Here is an 18227-nt window from a genome sequence, read left to right on the forward strand (position 1 = left end):
CCGGGACCCATCTTTCCGCACGAGCAACGCTTGTGGCGTACGTTGCGCGATAGCTCCCGCTCAAGGCCGGGATGACGGGAGCGAGCTCACCCCACCGCCAGCCGTCGCGTCCGCCGGTACAGCGCCCAGGTCACCGCCGCGAACATTAGCGTCCCCGCGATCAGCGCGACCTGCTCGTGCCCGCTCACCAGCGCGAGCGGCGAGTCGGTGCCGCTCTCGTAGACGATCCCGGCGAACACCACGTTCCACAGGCTCTCGCCGACGATCATCCCGGTCGCGGTGAGCACGCCGAGCCGCCTCGACGCCTCGATGTCCGCCGTCCGCTCCGCCCATTTGTCGTAGAAATGGCCGATCAGCGCGCCGATCACCACCGTCAGCGTCGCCGACATCGGCAGGTAGATGCCCAGCCCGACACCGAGCGGCGGCAGACGCAGCCGGCCCGCGCGCCCCAGCGCCTCGTCCAGCAGCACGAACACGCCCCCCGCGGCGGCGCCCCAGCCGATCATCGTCCAGTTCAGGTCGCCGCCCAGCACACCTTGCGCCAGCGCCGAGATCAGCGCCGCCTGCGGTGCCGCCAGCGCGTTCGGCCCCGCCCCCGGCATGCCGGCGAACCCGAACGACGTGTAGAGCAGCTGCATCACCGGGGGCACCACCAGCGAGCCGAAGCAGACGCCGATCACCAGTGCGACCTGCTGCTTCCACGGCGTCGCCCCGACCAGCTGGCCGGTCTTGAGATCCTGCAGGTTGTCGTTCGAGATCGTGGCGATGCCGAAGACGATCCCGGTCACGATCAGCGCATAGGCGACCAGCGCCGCGGTCTGATCGGGTGCCCCGCCGCGGCCGAACCAGCCCGCCAGCATCGCCGCCGCGGCGAGCACTGAGAGGATGCCGATGCCCGAGACGGGCGAGTTGGACGCGCCGATCAGCCCCGCCATATAGCCGCACACCGCCGCGATCACGAGCCCGACCACCAGCACGAACAGCAGGCTGCCGACGATCAGCAGCCACTCGCTCCCTGCCAGCGGGCCGCCGCTGATCACCGAGTGGAGCAGCAGCGCGATCGGCACCAGCGTCGCCAGCGTGCCCGCGGCGACGACCCAGAAGGGCAGGTCCCGCTCCTCCACCGCCATGTCCGCCCCGCGCGACGCACCGAGCGAGGCGCGTAGCCCCGCGGCGACCGGCGCGGCGATGCGGATCAGCGTCCAGATCGCGGCGACGCCGATCACGCCCGCGCCGAAGAAGCGCACGTCGGTGCGGAACACGCCATTGGCCCAGGCGGCGACGTCGCCGGCCTGCGGCGCCATCGCGGTGAGGATCGGCAGCACCAGCCACCAGCCGACCGCGACGCCGAGCAGGATCGCCATGCCCGCCGACAGGCCGATCAGATGCCCCGCGCCGAGCAGGGCGAAGGAGAGGCCACCGGTGATCCCGGTCGCGCCCGCGCCGACGCGGAAGAAGGTCGCCGCCTCGGCCGCGATCAGTCGCGTCTGGGTGAGGATCGCGAAGGCGGCGGAGGCGAGCGTGCTGCCGAGGATGGCGGCGAGCCCGCGCGCGCTCTCGCTGCTGCCGCTGCGGCTCTCCTCGCCGACCTTGAGCACCTCCGCGGCGGCGCGTCCCTCGGGATAGGGCAGCGGCGTGTCGACCACGAGTGCGCGGCGCAGCGGCACCGAGAACATCACGCCGAGGATCCCGCCGGTGGCGGTGATCGCCGCGGTGGTGAGGAAGGGGAAGCCCTGCCAATAGCCGATCATCACCAGCCCGGGCAGCACGAAGATGATCGCCGCCAGCGTCCCCGCGGCCGAGGCGACCGTCTGGACGATGTTGTTCTCGAGGATCGAGGCGCCGCGGAAGGCGCGCAGCACCGCCATGGAGATCACCGCGGCGGGGATCGAGGTGGCGAAGGTCAGCCCGATCTTGAGCCCGAGATACACGTTGGCGGCGGTGAACAGCAACGTGATCACGCCGCCGAGCAGGATGCCGCGGAGGGTGAGTTCGGTGGCGAGCGGGGCGGCAAGACCGAGTTCAGCGGGAGATTGGTTCATACCGCAACCGTGCCACAGCGTGACGGATGATGACAGAGGCGGCAAGTCTGCTCGCCGGCACTGCCACGGCGCACTATGCGAGGGACACCAGCCCGGGAGGAAGCGGCCCTGTGCCGCTCCCTCCGCTCGCGTGCCGGTCCGACCGGCTACATCCTATCCATCCTGCCCGCGCGCTTATTGTTGTCGAAGAACTGCGGTGATTCGGACCGTAGCCGCGACGCGGGCCAAAAAAAAGGCCGGGCAGAGCCCGGCCGAAAAGTTTTTAGGAGAGGATGCCTGAAAGGCACCGCTTTTGTGCATCGCACCACGACAGGACGCAAGTGCAATAATTCCAATCCGAGTTGCGTTAACTGCAATCGTCCGCGGAAATCGGGCCTTCTCGACAGCCGCCACCCGACCGCCTAGCAGGCGGCGACCAACAGGAGGCAGGACGGATGGCGCAGGCGCTGCGAGTGGCATTGGCAGGGCTGGGGACGGTCGGCGGCGGGGTCATCCGCGTGCTCGACGCCAACCGCGAGCTGATCGCGCGCCGCGCCGGGCGGCCGATCGAGGTGGTCGCGGTCTCCGCGCGTGATCGGAGCAAGGATCGCGGCGTCGATCTGTCGCGCTTCGCCTGGGTCGACGACACCGCGGCGCTCGCCGAAACAGACGCCGACGTCGTCGTCGAGCTGATCGGCGGCGCTGACGGTCCGGCGCTGACGCTCGCCCGCCGCGCGCTGTCGGCCGGCCGCCATCTCGTCACCGCCAACAAGGCGATGCTCGCACATCACGGGCTCGAGCTGGCCGGTGCCGCCGAGGCGAGCGGCGCGGCGCTCAAATTCGAGGCCGCGGTCGCGGGCGGTATCCCGGTGATCAAGGGGCTGCGCGAGGGCGCCGCCGCCAACGCGATCGCGCGCGTCTACGGCATCCTCAATGGCACCTGCAATTTCATCCTGTCGAAGATGGAGGCCGAGGGCCGCGACTTCGCCGACGTGCTCGCCGAGGCGCAGGCGCTCGGCTATGCCGAGGCCGACCCGTCGTTCGACATCGACGGGGTCGACGCCGCGCACAAGCTCTCGATCCTCGCCAGCCTCGCCTTCGGCACCGCGCCCGCCTTCGCGCAGGTCGCCGCTAGCGGGATCCGCCACCTGCTCGCCGCCGACATCGCCGAGGCCGCGGCGCTGGGCTATCGCGTCCGGCTCGTCGGCGTCGCCGAGGCGGACGGCGCGCAGCTGTTCCAGCGTGTCCACGCGCATCTGGTCCGCTTCGATCACCCGCTCGCGCACGTCACCGGCGCCACCAACGCGGTGGTGGCGGAGGGCAATTTCGTCGGTCGGCTGCTGTTTCAGGGCGCCGGCGCCGGCGAGGGGCCGACCGCCAGCGCGGTAGTGGCCGATCTGATCGACATCGCACGCGGCGAGTTCGGCCCGCCCTTCGCCATGCCCGCCGCGGCGCTGACGGAGGCGACCGCCGCGCCCAGCGGCGAGCGCCGCGGCCGCGCCTACCTCCGCTTCGCCGTGGCCGACCGAGTCGGCGTGCTCGCCGAGATCGCCGCGGCGATGCGCGACGCCGGGGTCTCGATCGAGAGCCTGATCCAGCGCGGCGCGCTCGCCGACGGCAGCGTGCTGGTCGCGATCGTCACGCACGAGGGGCCGGAGCGCTGCGTCGCCGCCGCGCTGGAGCGGCTGCGCGGCTCGCAGAGCCTGTACGGCGAGCCGATGTGGATGCACCTGCTCGACTGAATGGGTAGCGCGCCGACTACCGAATGCTCGACCTCCTTCGACCTGCCGTGCTCCAGCGCACGCGGGAGCCCAGAGCCGCGTACGTCACCCTCTTGGCTCTGGGCTCCGGCGTTCGCCGGAGAACGCCCGGAGAAGAAAGGCTACGGCCGCACGCGGCCCTTCATGTCGGGCTCGTCGAGGTCGATGCCGACCGCGTCACGTTGGGGCTTCTTGCCGCGGAACGCGCCGGCGATGTCGCGTACCAGCAGGCCGGGGTTGGTCGCCGCACCGGCATCCTCGCAGCAGCTGCCTGGCGCCACCAGCTTCTGCACGCCGCGCACCAGCGCGGTGCCCAGCCCGAGTAGATTGACCCCGGTGGTGCAGCCCTTCTGCATCGCGGCGCATGGCGATCCCTCCGACCGCAGCGCGCCGGAACCGGTCAGATCGGGGTTGACCGCGATGGGCCCGATCGGCGCCGCCTCGGCGGGCAGCGGCAGCGACTGGTCGCGCGGCGCGTCGGCGCAGACCACCACCTCGCCGTCCGCCCGCGCGCGCGTGCAGCGCTGATCGGCGACCGGGACCAGGATCGAGAAGCGCTCGGGCGATGCCGGGGCGGGAGAGGTCGCCTGAAGCGCGAGGAGCAGCAGTAGCATCGCGCTGCAGCGTGAGCGCGACGTCCGCCGCGGTCAAGCCGGCGCGATCAGCGATACGCCGCGCAGCGACTCGCGTCCGAAGGAGCACCGAAGAGCGGCCGCGCCGGCGGTGTCTCGGCTGACAATGCTACCGGCCGCAGACCCGTCCCGCATGCCGAAGACGTCGGCCGCCCGAGGCTTCGAGGTGTCGCGGCGCGCTCATAGGCAGACACGCTCGCCTGTGCCTGCGCCGCCGCGCGCACGATCGTCGCATCGCCCGCGCGCTGCTGCGGCGAGCCGCACGCGCTGCCGAGCAGCGGCACGGCGATGAGGCTGGCGCAGCGCGCGCCCGCACGCGCCACGTGGGGCGCGATCACGGGTTGAGCGCGATGTCGTCGCGGTCATCGAGTTCGTCGTCGTCGACGCTGCCGTCGTCGAACTCGTCCTGCACCTCGTCCTCCTCGACATCGGCCTCGTCCTGGTCGGTGTCGCCGTCCTGCTCGGCGACCTCGCCGTCGACCATCTCGAGCTCGTCCTCACTCTCGCTCTCGTCGTCCTCGCCGGTGTCGGGGTCGAGGTCGGTGATGATGGTGCCGTCGCTGGGTCCATCGCGGGTCGCCTCGAGGATCTCCGCGCGCTGGCTCTCGTCGTAGCCGTCCTCGTCATAGCCGTCGTCACCGGGACCCTGACCGTGAATATGCTGCCCGCCCATGCCGATCTCCTCCTTCTACGATGCGGGACGAACGGCAGGCGAGGGCGCGCGGTTCCGTCAGCGCGCCGCGAAGAGCCGCCCGCGCTCGGTCACCAGCACGATCGCCAGCGCCGCGACGCCCGCCAACAGGAAGCCGGCGTTGAGCGGTACCGTGGTGCCGTCGTAATACTGGCCGATCATCGCCCCGATCGCCGCGCCGACGGTCACGCTGGTGAAGCCCTGCACGCTCGAGGCGGTGCCGGCGATATGGCCCATTCTCTCCATCGCCATCGCCGAGAAGTTCGAGCTGGCGAGGCCGAAACAGCCCATCGCCACCGCCTGCAGCACGGCGAAGCCGACGAGCGTCTCATGCCCGGTCAGCGCCAGCAGGAGGTGCAGCCCGGCGACGAGGATCAGCGTCACCACGGCGGCATGGCCGAGCCGGCGCGTGCCGACTCGCATCACCAGCCGCGCGTTGGTGAGATTGGCGACCGCCATCGTCCCCGCGGTGGTGGCGAAGATCAGCAGCAGCAGGCGCGGTCGCCCGAACACGTCGGCCATCACCTGCTGGATCGAGTTGATGTAACCGTAGAGCGCGCCCATCAGGCCGGTCGCGGCGAGCGTGTAACCGAGCGACCCGCGGTCGCTGAGCGTGAGCTTCCACCCCGCTGCGAGCCGGTGGAACGAGAAGGGGTGTTGATCCTCGGGGTGGAGCGTCTCGGGCATGCGGAGCGCGAACCAGGCGAGCACCAGCAGGGTCGCGCCGCCGACCGCCCAGAAGATGTCGCGCCAGCCGCCGAACAGCAGCACGATCGTGCCGAAGCCGGGCGCCAGCACGGGGACGATCATGAAGACGATGAAGGTCATCGACATCACCCGCGCCATCGCGCGCCCCTCGAAACAGTCGCGCACGATCGCCACCGTCGTCACGCGCGCCGCCGCGATCGCCAGCCCGGCGACCACGCGCGCCGCGAGCAGCAGCCCGAAGCTGCCCGCCAGCGCGCAGAGCGCGTTGGCCACGGCATAGACCGCGAGCGCGACGAGCAGCGAGCGCCGCCGTCCGAACCGATCCGCGAGCGGGCCATGGAGCAGCTGCCCCGCGCCGAACGCGATCAGGAAGGCGCCGATCACATATTGCCGCTCGTTCGCGCCCGGCGCGTCGAGCGCCGCGCCGATCGTCGGCAGCGCGGGCAGCATCGAGTCGATCCCCAGAGCGGTGAGCGCCATCAGCGCCGCGATCAGCGCCACGAACTCGGGCAGCGGGATCGGCGGCGCGGCGACGGGAGGCGCGGAAAGCGAGGCGGGGGGCGTCGACATGCCGCGGCCATTAGGTGCCGGTCGCCGCGCTGTCACCTCGCCGCGCGCGGGTAGCAACCCGGATCGGGAAGGTTTATTGGCCGCTCATCAACCGATTGGACCGACGTCATGCTCGATACCCCCGCCGCCGCGGTGCCCACGCTCAGCCTCGCCGACCAGGATCGCGACCCCGACGGCTTCGCCGCCGCGCTGGGCGGCTCGTTCGAGCGCTTCGGCTTCGCCATCGTCGCCGACCACGGCGTGCCGCAGGATCTCATCGGGCGCGCATGGGCCGAGACCGCCGCGCTGTTCGCGCTGTCCGAGGAGGAGAAGCGCGGCTATCACGTCCCCGGCGCGGGTGGCGCGCGGGGCTACACGCCGTTCAAGACCGAGATCGCCAAGGACGCCCGGCACGTCGACCTCAAGGAATTCTGGCACGTCGGGCGCGAGCTGTCCGCGGGGCACCGCTATTCCGCGGACATGCCCGCCAACGTCTGGCCGGCGCGACCTGAGGGGTTCAAGGACACGTTCCTCGCGCTGTTCGAGGCGTTCGACCGCGCCGGCGACCGGCTGCTGTCCGCGATCGCGCGCCATCTCGGGCTCGCGCCCGATTGGTTCGACCCGGCAGTGCGGGACGGCAATTCGGTGCTGCGCCTGCTCCACTATCCGCCGATCCCCGCCGACGCCGAGGGGGTGCGCGCCGGCGCGCATGAGGACATCAACCTTATCACGCTCCTGCTCGGCGCCGAAGAGGCCGGGCTGGAGCTGCTCGAGCGCGACAGCGGGCGCTGGCTCGCGATCAAGCCGCCGGCCGGGGCGATGGTGGTCAACGTCGGGGACATGCTGCAGCGGCTGACCAACCACGTGCTGCCGTCGACGACGCACCGCGTCGTCAACCCGCCGCCCGAGCGTCGCGGCCACTCGCGCTACTCGATGCCCTTCTTCCTGCACCCCGCGCCCGACTTCCTGATCGAGACGCTGCCGCAGACGATCACCCTGGAGAGACCGGACCGTTACCCGACGCCGATCACCGCCAACGGCTATCTGCACGAGCGGCTGGTCGAGATCGGGCTGATCAAGAAATAGCGAGGGCAGGAGGGTGGATCGTCCGAGAGACGCGTCGCACTCCTTCATTCTGGCGTCATCCTGAACTCGTTTCAGGATCCACGGCACCGCCTACTCAGCCGCCGGACGGTCCGCGGCAGGGTGGATCCTGAAATAAGTTCAGGATGACGCTAGAGTCGAAGCGTCTGCGTAGCTCGCGAATGAGCAACGGCACGCTCGGGCGCGCGACATCTTGCGGTAACGGTTATCCCCGCTCTCACGCGATCCGCTCCGGCCGCTCCGCGGCGTCGGCAGCGATCGCGCTGTCGGGGGCCATCGCCTCCCAGGGGAAGACGAACCAGTCCTTGGTCACGGCGCGATCGATCGCGCGCGCGGCGTAGTCGACCCGCTGCGCGGAGCCGACATTGTCGATCAGCGTGGCGAACCGCACACTGCCTGACGTCGCGTCGGCGCGCGCGAGCATGGCGCGCAGGTGGCCGATGGTGCGGCCCGAGTCGTTGATGTCGTCGACGAACAGGAGCGGCTCGCCCGCGCGCGTCCGCGCCGCCAGCCGCTCGATCGTGTCGACGGCGAGCGCCTCGGACTGCGAGGAATAGTCCACCGCCAGCATCGGAAGCCCGGTCGCGTGGCTGAGATAGACCGCGGGGATCAGCCCGCCGCGACCGACGCCGATAAGATGCGCCGGCGCCCAGTCGGAGGCGGCGAGCGACTCGGCCAGCGCGCGGACGGCGGCGACCAGTTCGGCATGGGTGATGGCGGTGTAGATCGGCATCGCGGGCGTGTAGCGCTGATCGGGCCGGCGGACGAGGGGGGCGGCCGTGAAGGCACCGCCCTACCACGCGTGCCACCCCGGCGCACCCCGGACCCCGGTTGGGAAGTCTTCTGCGAGTGCCACTTAGGCCTCCCAACTGGACCCCGGCGTGCGCCGGGGTGGCAGCTCTCTGGTGAGGGGCAGCCTTGTGACACCAGATCACCCCCCGCTCACCGCCGCAGCAATCCCCCGAGCACCCCGCGCACGACCGAACCCAGCAGCCCGCCCGACGCACCGCCGCCCCGCCGCCCGCCACCGAGCACCGCCTTGGTCACCTCGTTCGCGACCGTCCGCCCCAGCGCGGAGGAGGCCGATCGCGTCGCCGAGGTCATCGCCCGGTTCCACGGGTCGTTGGCGCGCTCGCGCTCCTCGGCACGCTGGCTGCGCTCGGCCTCGCGCTGCGCGGCGACCCGCTCGCGCGCCTGCCGAGCCTCCTCCTTGGCCTGGAGCGCGGCGGCCTTGCTCGCCTCGTCCTGCGCGGTCGCGGCGGCGCGCGCGGCGGCGGCCTCCTGCGTCTTGGCCGACAGCAGCTCCTCCGCCGACTCGCGGTTCACCAGCGTGTCGTAGCGATCGCCGATCGCGTCGGTGGCGAGCAGCACCTTGCGCTCCTCCGGCGTCACCGGCCCGACCCGGCTAGACGGCGGGCGCACCAACGTCCGCTCGACCGGACTGGGCGAGCCGTCGCCCTGGAGCAGCGACACCAGCGCTTCGCCGGTCTTGAGCTCGGTGATCGCTGCGGCGACATCGAGCCCGGGATTGGCGCGGAAAGTCTGCGCCGCCGCCTGCACCGCTTTCTGGTCGCGCGGGGTGAAGGCGTTGAGCTTGTGCTGCACGCGATTGCCGAGCTGGCCCGCCACCTTGTCGGGAATGTCGATCGGGTTCTGCGTGATGAAATAGACGCCCACGCCCTTGGAGCGGATCAGTCGCACGACCTGCTCGATCTTGTCGAGCAGCGCGTCGGGCGCGTCGTCGAACAGCAGATGCGCCTCGTCGAAGAAGAAGCATAACTTGGGTTTGTCGAGGTCGCCCACCTCGGGCAGCTGCTCGAACAGCTCGCTCAGCAGCCACAGCAGGAAGGTGGAGTAGAGCCGCGGCGCCGCCATCAGCTTGTCGGCGGCGAGGACGTTGACGAGGCCCTGGCCCTGGTCGTCATGGCCGAGCAGGTCGCCCAGCTCGAGCGCGGGCTCGCCGAAGAAGTGGGTCGCACCCTGGCTGCGCAGCTGGAGCAGCGAGCGCTGGATCGCGCCGACCGACTGTCTGGAGACATTGCCCCATCTCGCGGTCAGCTCCTGCGCGCGCTCGGCGCAATGCGCCAGCACCGCCTGGAGGTCGTCGAGGTCGAGCAGCAGCAGATGCTCCTCGTCGGCGAGCTGGAAGGCGATCGTCAGCACGCCCTCCTGCACCTCGTTGAGCCCCATCAGCCGCGCGAGCAGCAGCGGTCCCATCTCGCTCACCGTGGTGCGTACGGGGTGGCCCTGTTCGCCGAACAGGTCCCAGAACTGCACCGGGCAGGGGGCATAGGCCCAGTCGGTCAATCCGATCTCGGCGGCGCGCGCGGCGAAGGCGGCGTGGGTCTTGGCGGTCGCGGCGCCCGGCAGCGCGAGGCCGGAGAGGTCACCCTTCACGTCGGCGACGAAGCAGGCGACGCCGGCGCGCGAGAAGCCCTCGACGACGCCCTGGAGTGTGACGGTCTTGCCGGTGCCGGTCGCGCCCGCGATCAGACCGTGGCGGTTGGCGCGCGCGAGTTGGAGCCATTGCGGCCGCGCGCCGCCCGCGTTCGCGCCGATGAAGATGCCGTCCGCCAAGGTCGTCGCTCCTGCCGCTGGTCTCGCTATCGTATGTCATAGGATGCGGCGCTCGCGGCGTCACGAGGGAGACGGGCGAACTTGCGCTGCTCGGCCGTGGACGACCGTCCCGACCTTTTCGGATCGTCTGAACCAGAACGGCAAAAGGGGATCGCAGACCGAACGTCGAAGGAAATCGCCGCACAGTGGCCGGCCCACTTCCTACTTCGTCATTCCCACCTTCCCGGGAATGACGGGAGTGGGGCGTGGCGATGATGGAAGCGATGCACTGAAGCTCGCGCCCATCGTGGAAAGGGCCGCGACGACCCTTGCGTCCGCGCACGACGCGTGTTCGGCGATACGAGGCGCTCGTACCGCACCTCCTTCCCCGCCACCAACAGGAGAGGGGCCGCCGCACTCTTCGGCGCGGCGGCCCCTCCACCCTGACGGGCTGCCCCGGCCTTACTTGATCTTCACCGCCACGAAACCACCGGCCTGGCGCCCCCGGGTGATGTTGAGCAGCACTTGCGGCCGCCCCGCCGCCTTCGCCGCCGCCACGATGCGCGCGACGTCGGCGGCGCTGCGCACCGGCTGCGAGTTGACCGAGGAGATCACGTCGCCGCGGCGCAGCTTCTGTGCCGCATCGCTCGACGGATCGGTCGCCGCGACCACCACGCCCTGGACGGTCGAGTCCACCCCGAGCGAGCGCGCGATCTGCGGCGTCAGCGGCTGCACCGTGATGCCGAGCGAGCTCGACGCGGGTGCGGCCTGCTCGCTGTCGTCGCCGCCGCCGAAGCTGTCGTCGTCGTCACCGCTACCGCCGGTCAGCGCCGCCATCTGATCCTCGGACGGGCGCGTGCCCACCGTGGCGTTGAGCGACTGGCGCTTGCCGTCACGGATCACGTCGAGCTTGATCGTCGACCCCGGCGCGGCATTGGCGACGAGGTAGGAGAGCGTCTTCTCCGGCGTCACCGCCTGGCCGTTGATCGCGGTCACGACGTCGCCCGCGCGAAGTCCCGCCTTGGCACCAGGGCCGGCCGGCTCGACGCGCCCGACGATCTCGCCCGAGTCCTTGGGCAGGCCGAGCGCCGAGGCCATGTCGGCGTTGACCGCCTGGATGCTGACGCCGAGATAGCCGCGCTTGATCGCCTGGCCCTTCACCAGCGTGTCGATGATCGGCTTGGCCTCGGTGGTCGGGATGGCGAAGCCGATGCCAATGTTGCCGCCCGACTGCGAGTAGATCTGGCTGTTGATGCCGATCACCTCGCCGTTGAGGTTGAACATCGGGCCGCCCGAGTTGCCCTGGTTGATCGCGGCGTCGGTCTGGATGAACGTGTCGAACGGACCGCCGCCGGTGGCGCGGTGCACCGCCGAGACGATACCCGCCGTCACGGTGCCGCCGAGGCCGAACGGCTGGCCGATCGCGACCACCCAGTCGCCGACGCGCGCGCGGCTCGAGTCACCGAGGCGGACGAACGGCAGCGGCGTGGGCGAGGTGATCTTGAGCACCGCGAGATCGCTGGTCGGGTCGCGGCCGACGAGCTTGGCGGTATATTCCTTGCGGTCCTGCAAGGTCACCGTGATCGACTCGACCGTGGCGCCGCGCGACGCCGGCGCGATCACGTGGTTGTTGGTGACGACATAGCCGTCGGCCGAGATCAGGAAGCCCGAACCGAGCGAGGTGCCCTCGCGCGTCACCGGGGCACCGCCGCCACCGCCGCCGCCACCGCCGAACTGGCCGAACAGGTCGCCGAACGGCGTGCCGGCGAACGGGTTGGCCGACTGCTGGACGGTCACCTTCTGCGTGGTGGAGATGTTGACCACCGCCGGTTGCAGCTTCGCCACCAGGTCGGCGAAGCTCATCGGCGCGCCGGCGCGGGGCGCCGAGGCACTGATCGCGCCCGGCTCGTTCTGCGCGACCTGCGCGGTCGCGGGGTTCTGCAGCGTCAGCGACGCCGCGGTGCCGCCGAGGAGAAGGGCGCCGGTGAGGGCGTAGGCGTAACGCACTTTCTTCATGTCCTCTGAATCACCCTGTCGAATAAAGCGGGAACGCTGCGTCCTGTGCCGAACAAGCGATGAACGTCGATTGAATATGAACGCGCGACATCGCCGCGGGTTCTATCGCCGCCCGCCTTCGAACTCACGCAGATAGCCGTTGTTGGGGCTCATGATGATATTGGTGCTGCCCTCGGGCTGCGGGCCGCCGTCCGCCCCGAAAGTGTGGCGGTAGCTCTGCATCGCGCGGTAGAAGTCGTAGAAATCGGCGTCCTTGCTGAAGGCGTCGGCGTAGATCCGAGCCGCCTCGGCGTCGGCCTCGGCGCGGACGATCTGCGCCTGCTTCTGGCCCTGCGCGCGGATCGTGTTGGCCTCCTGCTGGCGCGCGGTGCGCATCCGCTGGAGCGCGCTCTCGAGCGGGCTGCCGTCGGGCAGGTCGGCGTGCTTGATCCGCACGTCGACGATCTCGGCGCCATATTGCTTGGCCGAGCGGCCGAGCGACTCCTGGATCTCGTCCATCACGCGACCGCGCTCCGGGCTGAGCAAGGTCGCGAACGGCACCTTGCCGAGCTCGTTGCGCAGCGCGGTGCCGAGCAGCGGGCGGAGCTGGTCGGCGACCCGCTCCTCGGTGTTCGAGGTGCTGCCGGTCGAGGTCACCGCACGCAGCGGATCGACGATGCGGAAGCGCGCGAAAGCGTCGACGTTGAGCCGCAGCTGGTCGGTCGAGAGCACCAAGGTGTTGTCGAGATCGGCGTCGAGCACGCGCTTGTCGACCCAGACAATCTTGTCGACGAAGGGGATTCGCGCGATCACGCCGGCGCCGGTGCGGCCGATCGACTGGCCCGGCTGCCACTGGTTGATCAGGCGCACCGGGTTGTTGAGGCGGAGCACCACCGCCTGCTGCGTCTCGGGCACGATCGCGAAGGTCGCCGCGGCGACGATCACCAGCGCCAGCGCGAGCAGGCCGGCGGCGACGGGGTTGCGGAGCCAGACGGGCATCAGCGCGCTCCCCCGTTGCTCGGCTGCGCCGGGGCGGTGCCGGACGCGGTCGCGCCGGGCTCCTGCAGGCGGCGGCCGCGCTCGATCGGCAGATAGGGCGTCACGCCCGGGGTCTCGACGATCGTCTTGTCGGTCTTGGCCAGCACGGCCTCCATGGTCTCGTAATACATGCGGCGGCGGGTCACCTCGGGGGCGAGGCGATATTGCGCGTACACCTGGTCGAACGCCGAGGCCTCGCCCTGCGCGCGCGCGACCACCTGCTGCGAGTAGGAGCGCGCGTTGTTGAGGTTGCCCACCGCCTCCTGCTGTGCCGCGGTCACCGCGTTGAAGTCGTCGGCGAGCTGCGACGGCGGCGCCGCCTGCTTGATCGACACGCCCTGGACCTGCACGCCCGCCTGATAACTGGTGAGGATCTGCTGCATCGTCTCGGCGACGCGCGCCTCGATCTCGGTCCGCCCCGCGCCGATCGCCTGGTTGAGCGTGGTGGTGGCCAGCACCGAGCGCATCGCGCTCTCCGCGGTGGCGCGCACCGTCTCCTGGGGATCCTTGATCTCGAACACGTAGTTGCGCGCGTCCGAGACGCGCCAGCGCACGGTGTAAGCGAGATCGATGATGTTCTGGTCGCCGGTCAGCACGGTCTCGCCGCCGTCGCGCGGGAACTCGTCGGTGCGGACCTGCTCGACGTCGACCTTGGTGACGTTGACGATCGGCGCGGGCAGGGTGACTCGGATGCCCGGCTCGAGCATCCCCGAGTAGCGCCCGAAATAGGTGACGACGCCGCGCTGCTGCGGGCCGATCTGGTGGATCGAGGTGAGCACCAGCCAGATCGCGACCAGCACGGCGACGCCGAGCAGCCACAGCACCCGCGCGTTGGCGCCGATCGGGAAATGCGGCCCGCCGCCGCCTTCGCCACCACCGCCGCCGCCCCCGCCGCGCGCACGGCGGATGAATTCGTCGAGCGCGGTCGGCTTGGCGCCGGCGCGTTTGGCGCCCGGCGGCACCGACCAGGGGTTGCGCGGACCGACATTGTCGTCGTTGCCCCAGGGTCCGTTGCTTTGTGCGGCGAGGGGGATGGGGCGCCGAAGCCAGCGTCGCGAGATGATCATCCCGCCTTTATAAGTGCGGATCGGCCGAAAAACAGTGGCAAGCCGCGACGCGGGGCGTAACGGATCATGTCCATGGACGAGAATGACGTGAGACAGGCGATCCGCGCGGTCGCGGGCGAGCGCGCGACGGTGCGCCTCGAGGGGCAGCGGATCGGCGTGGTGATCGACGCCAGCGGGCTCGACGCTTCCGCGCGCGACGCGCTGGAGGCGGCGGTGCGCATGGCGGCGGCGCGGCCCGGCTACGACGTGCGCACCGTCGTGACCGCCGAGCGCGCGCGGCGGCGGCTGATCGCGGTGGCGAGCGGCAAGGGCGGCGTCGGCAAGTCGACGCTCTCGGCCAATCTCGCGATCGCGCTCGCCCGCGCGGGCCGGCGGACGGGGCTGGTCGATGCCGACATCTACGGCCCGTCGCAGCCGCGGCTGATGGCGGTGGAGGGCACCCGACCCGAGGCGCGCGACAAGGTGCTGCTGCCCGTCGCGACGCCCTATGGCGTACCGCTGCTGTCGATGGGGCAGTTGGTCGAGCCCGGCCGCGCGATCGCGTGGCGCGGGCCGATGACCGCGGGCGCGCTCGGGCAGCTGGTCGACGCCGACTGGGGGCTCACCGACACGCTCGTGGTCGACCTGCCGCCGGGGACGGGCGACGTCCAGCTCACCATGGTGCAGAAGCACCGGCCCGCCGGCGCGGTGATCGTCTCCACGCCGCAGGACCTCGCGCTGATCGACGCGCGGCGCGCGATCGACCTGTTCCAGAAAGCGGGCGTGCCGATCATCGGGCTGGTCGAGAATATGGCGGGCTATGCCTGCCCGCATTGCGGCGAGGTGTCCGACCCGTTCGGCCGCGGCGGTGCGGAGGCGGCGGCGCGCGAGGCGGGGAGCCCTTTCCTCGGGCGGGTGCCGCTCGATCTGGCGATTCGAGTCGCCTCGGACGCAGGCGATCCGCCCGCGGCGCATGACGACGACCGCGTGTTCGCGCCGATCGCGGCGCAGGTGGCGGAGTGGCTCGAGGCGAACTGAAGGGGCGTGCTCCTGCGCACGCAGGAGTCAAGGGCCCGGTAGCGCCGCGCCCGGCGCCCTGGGCGCCTGCTTGCGCAGGAACACGATGCCGACGTCGGCAACCGACGCGCTGACCCCTCGTTCGGATAAAGGTGCTACGAGTGTCAGAAAGAGGAGAGCTCCGATGCCGCTTACCGCCGACGACGACATCCGCGCGCTGCTCGAGGAGACCCGCACGATCGCGCTGGTCGGCGCCTCCGACCGACCTGACCGCCCCTCGAACGGCGTGATGAAGACGCTCCAGGCGCACGGTTATCGCGTCATCCCGGTCAACCCGCAGCTCACCGGCGAGCATATCCACGGCGAGTTCGTCTTCCGCGAGCTCGCCCAGCTCGGCGACCCGATCGACATGGTCGACATCTTCCGCCGCTCCTCGGCCGCGGGCGAGATCGTCGACCAGGCGATCGCGATCGGCGCCAAGGCGGTGTGGCTCCAGCTGGGCGTGATCGATCAGGCGGCGGCGTCGCGCGCCGAAGCCGCCGGGCTCAAGGTGGTGATGGACCGCTGTCCCGCGATCGACTTGCCGCGGCTGGGCGTGGCGTCCCTGCGGGAGAAAGCTACCGGAGCGTAGCTGTCCGGGCGACGAAAGAACATGGCTCCGCGGTGAATGAGCCGGACGAAGCGCGGAGCCGTGCTGCACACTTATGGCTGGATGCTCCCCGCGCGGTCGATGCGGCCGCACGATAACCGACGCGCACTCCTGCACGGTAAGTCCGCTCATGTGGCGTTCCGCCCCGGGGAGTGGATCACCGCTCCGGGTCATCGCGTCGCTGGCGCCATCGCGCGCGGCGCTCGACCCTTTCCAGCTGGTCGTCGCCTCTGTTACGACCCGGCGTACGAGAGGGAGGGTCCATGTCCACATTGTTCCGGCGCAAGCCGGTCGCGATCGATCACCGCGGCGGCACCGTGCTCGCGCGCACCTTGTCTTGGCCGCATCTGGTCGCGCTGGGCGTCGGCGCGATCGTCGGCACCGGCATCCTGACGTTGATCGGCGTCGGCGCCGAGCGCGCCGGGCCGGCGGTGATCCTCTCCTTCGTCATCGCCGGCGCAATCTGCGCCTGCGCCGCGCTGGCCTATGCCGAGATGGCGACGATGATCCCCGCCTCGGGCAGCGCCTATACCTACAGCTATGTCGTCTTGGGCGAGGTGGTCGCCTGGGTGATCGGCTGGTCGCTGATCCTCGAATATTCGCTGGTGGTGTCGACCGTCGCGGTGGGCTGGTCGGGCTATGCCTCGGCGCTGCTCACCCCGCTCGGCTTCCCCACCGCGCTGACGCAGGGGCCGGCGCTGGGCGGCATCGTCAACCTGCCCGCGGTCTTCATCATCGCGGTCGTCGCAGCGCTGCTCTCGCTCGGCACCAAGGAGAGCGCGACGCTCAACGCGGTGCTGGTCGCGGTCAAGCTGGTCGCGCTGGCGGTGTTCGTCGCGGTGGCGGTGCCGCATTTCGATGGCGCCAACCTCGAGCCGTTCATGCCCTATGGCTTCGCCAAGTCGGTGGGCACGGACGGGGGCGAGCGCGGCGTGATGGCGGCGGCGGCGATCATCTTCTTCGCCTTCTACGGCTTCGACGCCATCTCCACCGCGGCCGAGGAGACCAAGGATCCCGGCCGCGACCTGTCGATCGGCATCGTCGGCTCGATGCTGGCGTGCGTGGTGATCTACATGGGCGTGGCGGTCGCGGCGGTGGGCGCGCTGCACTTCTCCCGCTTCGCCGACTCGCCCGAGCCGCTCGCGCTGATCCTGCGCGGCATCGGCCGGCCCGGCTTCGCCACCTTCCTCGCCGCCAGCGCGGTGATCGCGCTGCCGACGGTGCTGCTCGGCTTCCTGTTCGGGCAGAGCCGCATCTTCTTCGTGATGGCGCGCGACGGGCTGCTGCCGCAGGCGCTCGCCAAGGTGTCGAGGCGCGGCACGCCGGTGCGGATCACGATGTTGACCGCGGTGCTGGTCGCGGTGATCGCAGGGGTGATGCCGATCGACGCCATCGCCGCGCTCGCCAACGCCGGGACGCTCGCGGCCTTCGTCGCCGTGTGCGTGTGCATGCTGGTGATGCGTCGACGCGCGCCCCATGCCGAGCGGCGCTTCCGCACGCCGGCCGCCCCGCTGGTCGGCGCGATCGGCGTGCTGGGCTGCGCCTATCTCTTCTTCAGCCTGCCGCATCGGACGCAGCTCTATTTCCTGCTGTGGAACCTGCTCGGGCTGGCGGTCTACCTGCTGTGGGGCCGCCACCGCGCGGCGATCGCGGCGGCGGCGTAAGGGGGGGAGGTGCGGAGGGGAGGAGGCGCGAAGTAGAAGGGGTTCACGCGGAGACGCGGAGGCGCGGAGGTGTCACGGTCTTGGGCGTGAGCGGCCTGTAAACGCCTGATGGAAGGGCGCTACGCGCCGGTCTAGCTCCCTCCGCGCCTCCGCGCCTCCGGGTGCCACACCCTCTTCGCGTCTTCCCGTCTTCGCGTGAACTCCTCTTCACATCCCCGCGGCGCCCGAGCCCTGCAGCTTGGTCGCCTCAACGATGTGGCGCTTGACGATCGGCACCGCCGCCTTGGCCGAGGCCTTGAGCGGCGCCTTGTCGCCGCCCGCCGCATAGCTCTCGTGCAGGTCGAGCGCGGCCTGGTGCGCCGGAACCTGCTGCGCGAGATAGATGCGGTCGAAGTCCGTCGCGGACGCGGTCTGGAGCTCGTTGATCGACGCCGTCGCCCCCGGATCGAGCGCTGGCGGCGGCGGATTGAGTCCAGCCTTCCGCGCGGCCTTGACCGTCGCCGCGGTGGTCTTCAGGTGGTGATCGATCAGCATCTGCGCGAACGTCTTGATCGCAGGGTTCCGCGATTTCTGCAGCGCGATCTGGCTCGAGTTGATCTCGAACAGGTCGCTCTGACCCGCCGCCGTGACATAGGCGTCGGCGTTCGTCTTCGCCTCGGCCGGAGGCGGCGGCGGCGGAGTCTGCGCGCTGCCGACTACGGGCGCGGCGAACAGCGCGGCGCCGAGCAGCAGGCGAGTGGTGGCCATCATCATCGTCTCTCCCACGTCAAACTGCGGCAAGAGCGGCGCGCCTCAGG

16 protein-coding genes are annotated in these 18227 nt (G+C 70.8%); 5 read left to right on the plus strand and 11 right to left on the minus strand.

Features of this window, described 5'->3' with window-relative positions; translation table 11 throughout:
• Positions 1–86: 86 nt before the first annotated feature.
• Entirely contained in the window at positions 87–2042 is a 1956-nt protein-coding gene (locus tag K7957_RS13235) for an OPT family oligopeptide transporter (protein ID WP_223012454.1), read from the minus strand.
• Positions 2043–2476: 434 nt separating this feature from the next.
• Here K7957_RS13235 and K7957_RS13240 point away from each other — a divergent pair, with 434 nt between their 5' ends.
• On the plus strand, positions 2477–3763 hold the full coding sequence (locus K7957_RS13240) for a homoserine dehydrogenase (protein ID WP_223012455.1): 1287 nt from the start codon (positions 2477–2479) through the stop codon (positions 3761–3763).
• 140 nt (positions 3764–3903) lie between these two features.
• Here the strand turns inward: K7957_RS13240 and K7957_RS13245 are convergent, their stop codons facing one another.
• Genes K7957_RS13245 through K7957_RS13260 form a run of 4 tightly spaced genes read right to left on the minus strand, consistent with a single transcriptional unit; the run spans position 3904 to position 6382 of the window.
• Complete coding sequence (locus K7957_RS13245) at positions 3904–4395, minus strand: hypothetical protein (protein WP_223012456.1); 492 nt, start codon at positions 4393–4395, stop codon at positions 3904–3906.
• A 47-nt stretch (positions 4396–4442) separates the two neighbouring features.
• The gene (locus K7957_RS13250; protein WP_223012457.1) at positions 4443–4751 is read right to left on the minus strand and encodes a hypothetical protein; all 309 of its coding nucleotides are present in this window, start codon (positions 4749–4751) and stop codon (positions 4443–4445) included.
• The gene (locus tag K7957_RS13255) at positions 4748–5086 is read right to left on the minus strand and encodes a DNA primase (protein WP_223012458.1); all 339 of its coding nucleotides are present in this window, start codon (positions 5084–5086) and stop codon (positions 4748–4750) included. Before K7957_RS13255 ends, K7957_RS13250 begins: the two co-directional genes overlap by 4 nt.
• A 57-nt stretch (positions 5087–5143) precedes the next feature.
• Entirely contained in the window at positions 5144–6382 is a 1239-nt protein-coding gene (locus tag K7957_RS13260) for a multidrug effflux MFS transporter (RefSeq protein ID WP_223012459.1), read from the minus strand.
• A 108-nt stretch (positions 6383–6490) separates the two neighbouring features.
• On the opposite strand from K7957_RS13260, the gene K7957_RS13265 reads away from it, so the two are divergent.
• Positions 6491–7447 (plus strand): isopenicillin N synthase family dioxygenase, encoded by a 957-nt coding sequence (locus K7957_RS13265; RefSeq protein WP_223012460.1) that lies wholly within the window; start codon positions 6491–6493, stop codon positions 7445–7447.
• A gap of 235 nt (positions 7448–7682) precedes the next feature.
• On the opposite strand, the gene K7957_RS13270 is transcribed toward K7957_RS13265, so the two are convergent.
• From K7957_RS13270 to hflK, 5 genes are all read right to left on the minus strand, one after another.
• Positions 7683–8198: a phosphoribosyltransferase gene (locus tag K7957_RS13270; protein ID WP_223012461.1), complete on the minus strand. Its 516-nt coding sequence runs from the start codon at positions 8196–8198 to the stop codon at positions 7683–7685.
• Between the two features lie 209 nt (positions 8199–8407).
• Positions 8408–10042, minus strand: coding sequence for a helicase HerA-like domain-containing protein (locus K7957_RS13275; RefSeq protein ID WP_223012462.1), 1635 nt, complete (start codon positions 10040–10042; stop codon positions 8408–8410).
• 441 nt (positions 10043–10483) lie between these two features.
• The gene (locus K7957_RS13280) at positions 10484–12028 is read right to left on the minus strand and encodes a Do family serine endopeptidase (protein WP_223012599.1); all 1545 of its coding nucleotides are present in this window, start codon (positions 12026–12028) and stop codon (positions 10484–10486) included.
• Between the two features lie 111 nt (positions 12029–12139).
• Positions 12140–13015: a protease modulator HflC gene (hflC, locus tag K7957_RS13285; RefSeq protein ID WP_223012463.1), complete on the minus strand. Its 876-nt coding sequence runs from the start codon at positions 13013–13015 to the stop codon at positions 12140–12142.
• Entirely contained in the window at positions 13015–14121 is a 1107-nt protein-coding gene (gene hflK / locus K7957_RS13290) for a protease modulator HflK (protein WP_223012464.1), read from the minus strand. The genes hflC and hflK overlap by 1 nt, the downstream gene beginning before the upstream one ends.
• Positions 14122–14187: 66 nt before the next feature.
• On the opposite strand from hflK, the gene K7957_RS13295 reads away from it, so the two are divergent.
• The 3 genes from K7957_RS13295 to K7957_RS13305 all read left to right on the plus strand — a co-directional run bounded on the left by K7957_RS13295 (position 14188) and on the right by K7957_RS13305 (position 17430).
• Positions 14188–15138 (plus strand): Mrp/NBP35 family ATP-binding protein, encoded by a 951-nt coding sequence (locus K7957_RS13295; RefSeq protein ID WP_425517205.1) that lies wholly within the window; start codon positions 14188–14190, stop codon positions 15136–15138.
• A 163-nt stretch (positions 15139–15301) separates the two neighbouring features.
• Positions 15302–15748 carry a CoA-binding protein gene (locus K7957_RS13300; protein WP_223012465.1) on the plus strand — a complete coding sequence of 149 codons (447 nt, stop codon included), beginning with the start codon at positions 15302–15304 and terminating at the stop codon, positions 15746–15748.
• 281 nt (positions 15749–16029) lie between these two features.
• Positions 16030–17430, plus strand: a complete 1401-nt coding sequence (locus K7957_RS13305) for an amino acid permease (RefSeq protein ID WP_223012466.1) — start codon at positions 16030–16032, stop codon at positions 17428–17430.
• 207 nt (positions 17431–17637) lie between these two features.
• Here the strand turns inward: K7957_RS13305 and K7957_RS13310 are convergent, their stop codons facing one another.
• Entirely contained in the window at positions 17638–18177 is a 540-nt protein-coding gene (locus K7957_RS13310) for a DUF4142 domain-containing protein (RefSeq protein WP_246617065.1), read from the minus strand.
• Positions 18178–18227 lie beyond the last annotated feature (50 nt).

Source organism: Sphingomonas yunnanensis, assembly GCF_019898765.1.
In the GTDB taxonomy this organism is placed as follows: Bacteria; Pseudomonadota; Alphaproteobacteria; order Sphingomonadales; family Sphingomonadaceae; genus Sphingomonas; species Sphingomonas yunnanensis.

Excerpts from the sequence above, each read along its gene's own strand:
- K7957_RS13235 (WP_223012454.1), bottom strand. The coding sequence starts at position 2,042 with ATGAACCAATCTCCCGCTGAACTCGGTCTTGCCGCCCCGCTCGCCACC.
- K7957_RS13240 (WP_223012455.1), top strand. The coding sequence starts at position 2,477 with ATGGCGCAGGCGCTGCGAGTGGCATTGGCAGGGCTGGGGACGGTCGGC.
- K7957_RS13245 (WP_223012456.1), bottom strand. The coding sequence starts at position 4,395 with ATGCTACTGCTGCTCCTCGCGCTTCAGGCGACCTCTCCCGCCCCGGCA.
- K7957_RS13255 (WP_223012458.1), bottom strand. The coding sequence starts at position 5,086 with ATGGGCGGGCAGCATATTCACGGTCAGGGTCCCGGTGACGACGGCTAT.
- K7957_RS13260 (WP_223012459.1), bottom strand. The coding sequence starts at position 6,382 with ATGTCGACGCCCCCCGCCTCGCTTTCCGCGCCTCCCGTCGCCGCGCCG.
- K7957_RS13265 (WP_223012460.1), top strand. The coding sequence starts at position 6,491 with ATGCTCGATACCCCCGCCGCCGCGGTGCCCACGCTCAGCCTCGCCGAC.
- K7957_RS13270 (WP_223012461.1), bottom strand. The coding sequence starts at position 8,198 with ATGCCGATCTACACCGCCATCACCCATGCCGAACTGGTCGCCGCCGTC.
- hflC (WP_223012463.1), bottom strand. The coding sequence starts at position 13,015 with ATGCCCGTCTGGCTCCGCAACCCCGTCGCCGCCGGCCTGCTCGCGCTG.
- hflK (WP_223012464.1), bottom strand. The coding sequence starts at position 14,121 with ATGATCATCTCGCGACGCTGGCTTCGGCGCCCCATCCCCCTCGCCGCA.
- K7957_RS13295 (WP_425517205.1), top strand. The coding sequence starts at position 14,188 with ATGTCCATGGACGAGAATGACGTGAGACAGGCGATCCGCGCGGTCGCG.
- K7957_RS13300 (WP_223012465.1), top strand. The coding sequence starts at position 15,302 with ATGCCGCTTACCGCCGACGACGACATCCGCGCGCTGCTCGAGGAGACC.
- K7957_RS13305 (WP_223012466.1), top strand. The coding sequence starts at position 16,030 with ATGTCCACATTGTTCCGGCGCAAGCCGGTCGCGATCGATCACCGCGGC.
- K7957_RS13310 (WP_246617065.1), bottom strand. The coding sequence starts at position 18,177 with ATGGCCACCACTCGCCTGCTGCTCGGCGCCGCGCTGTTCGCCGCGCCC.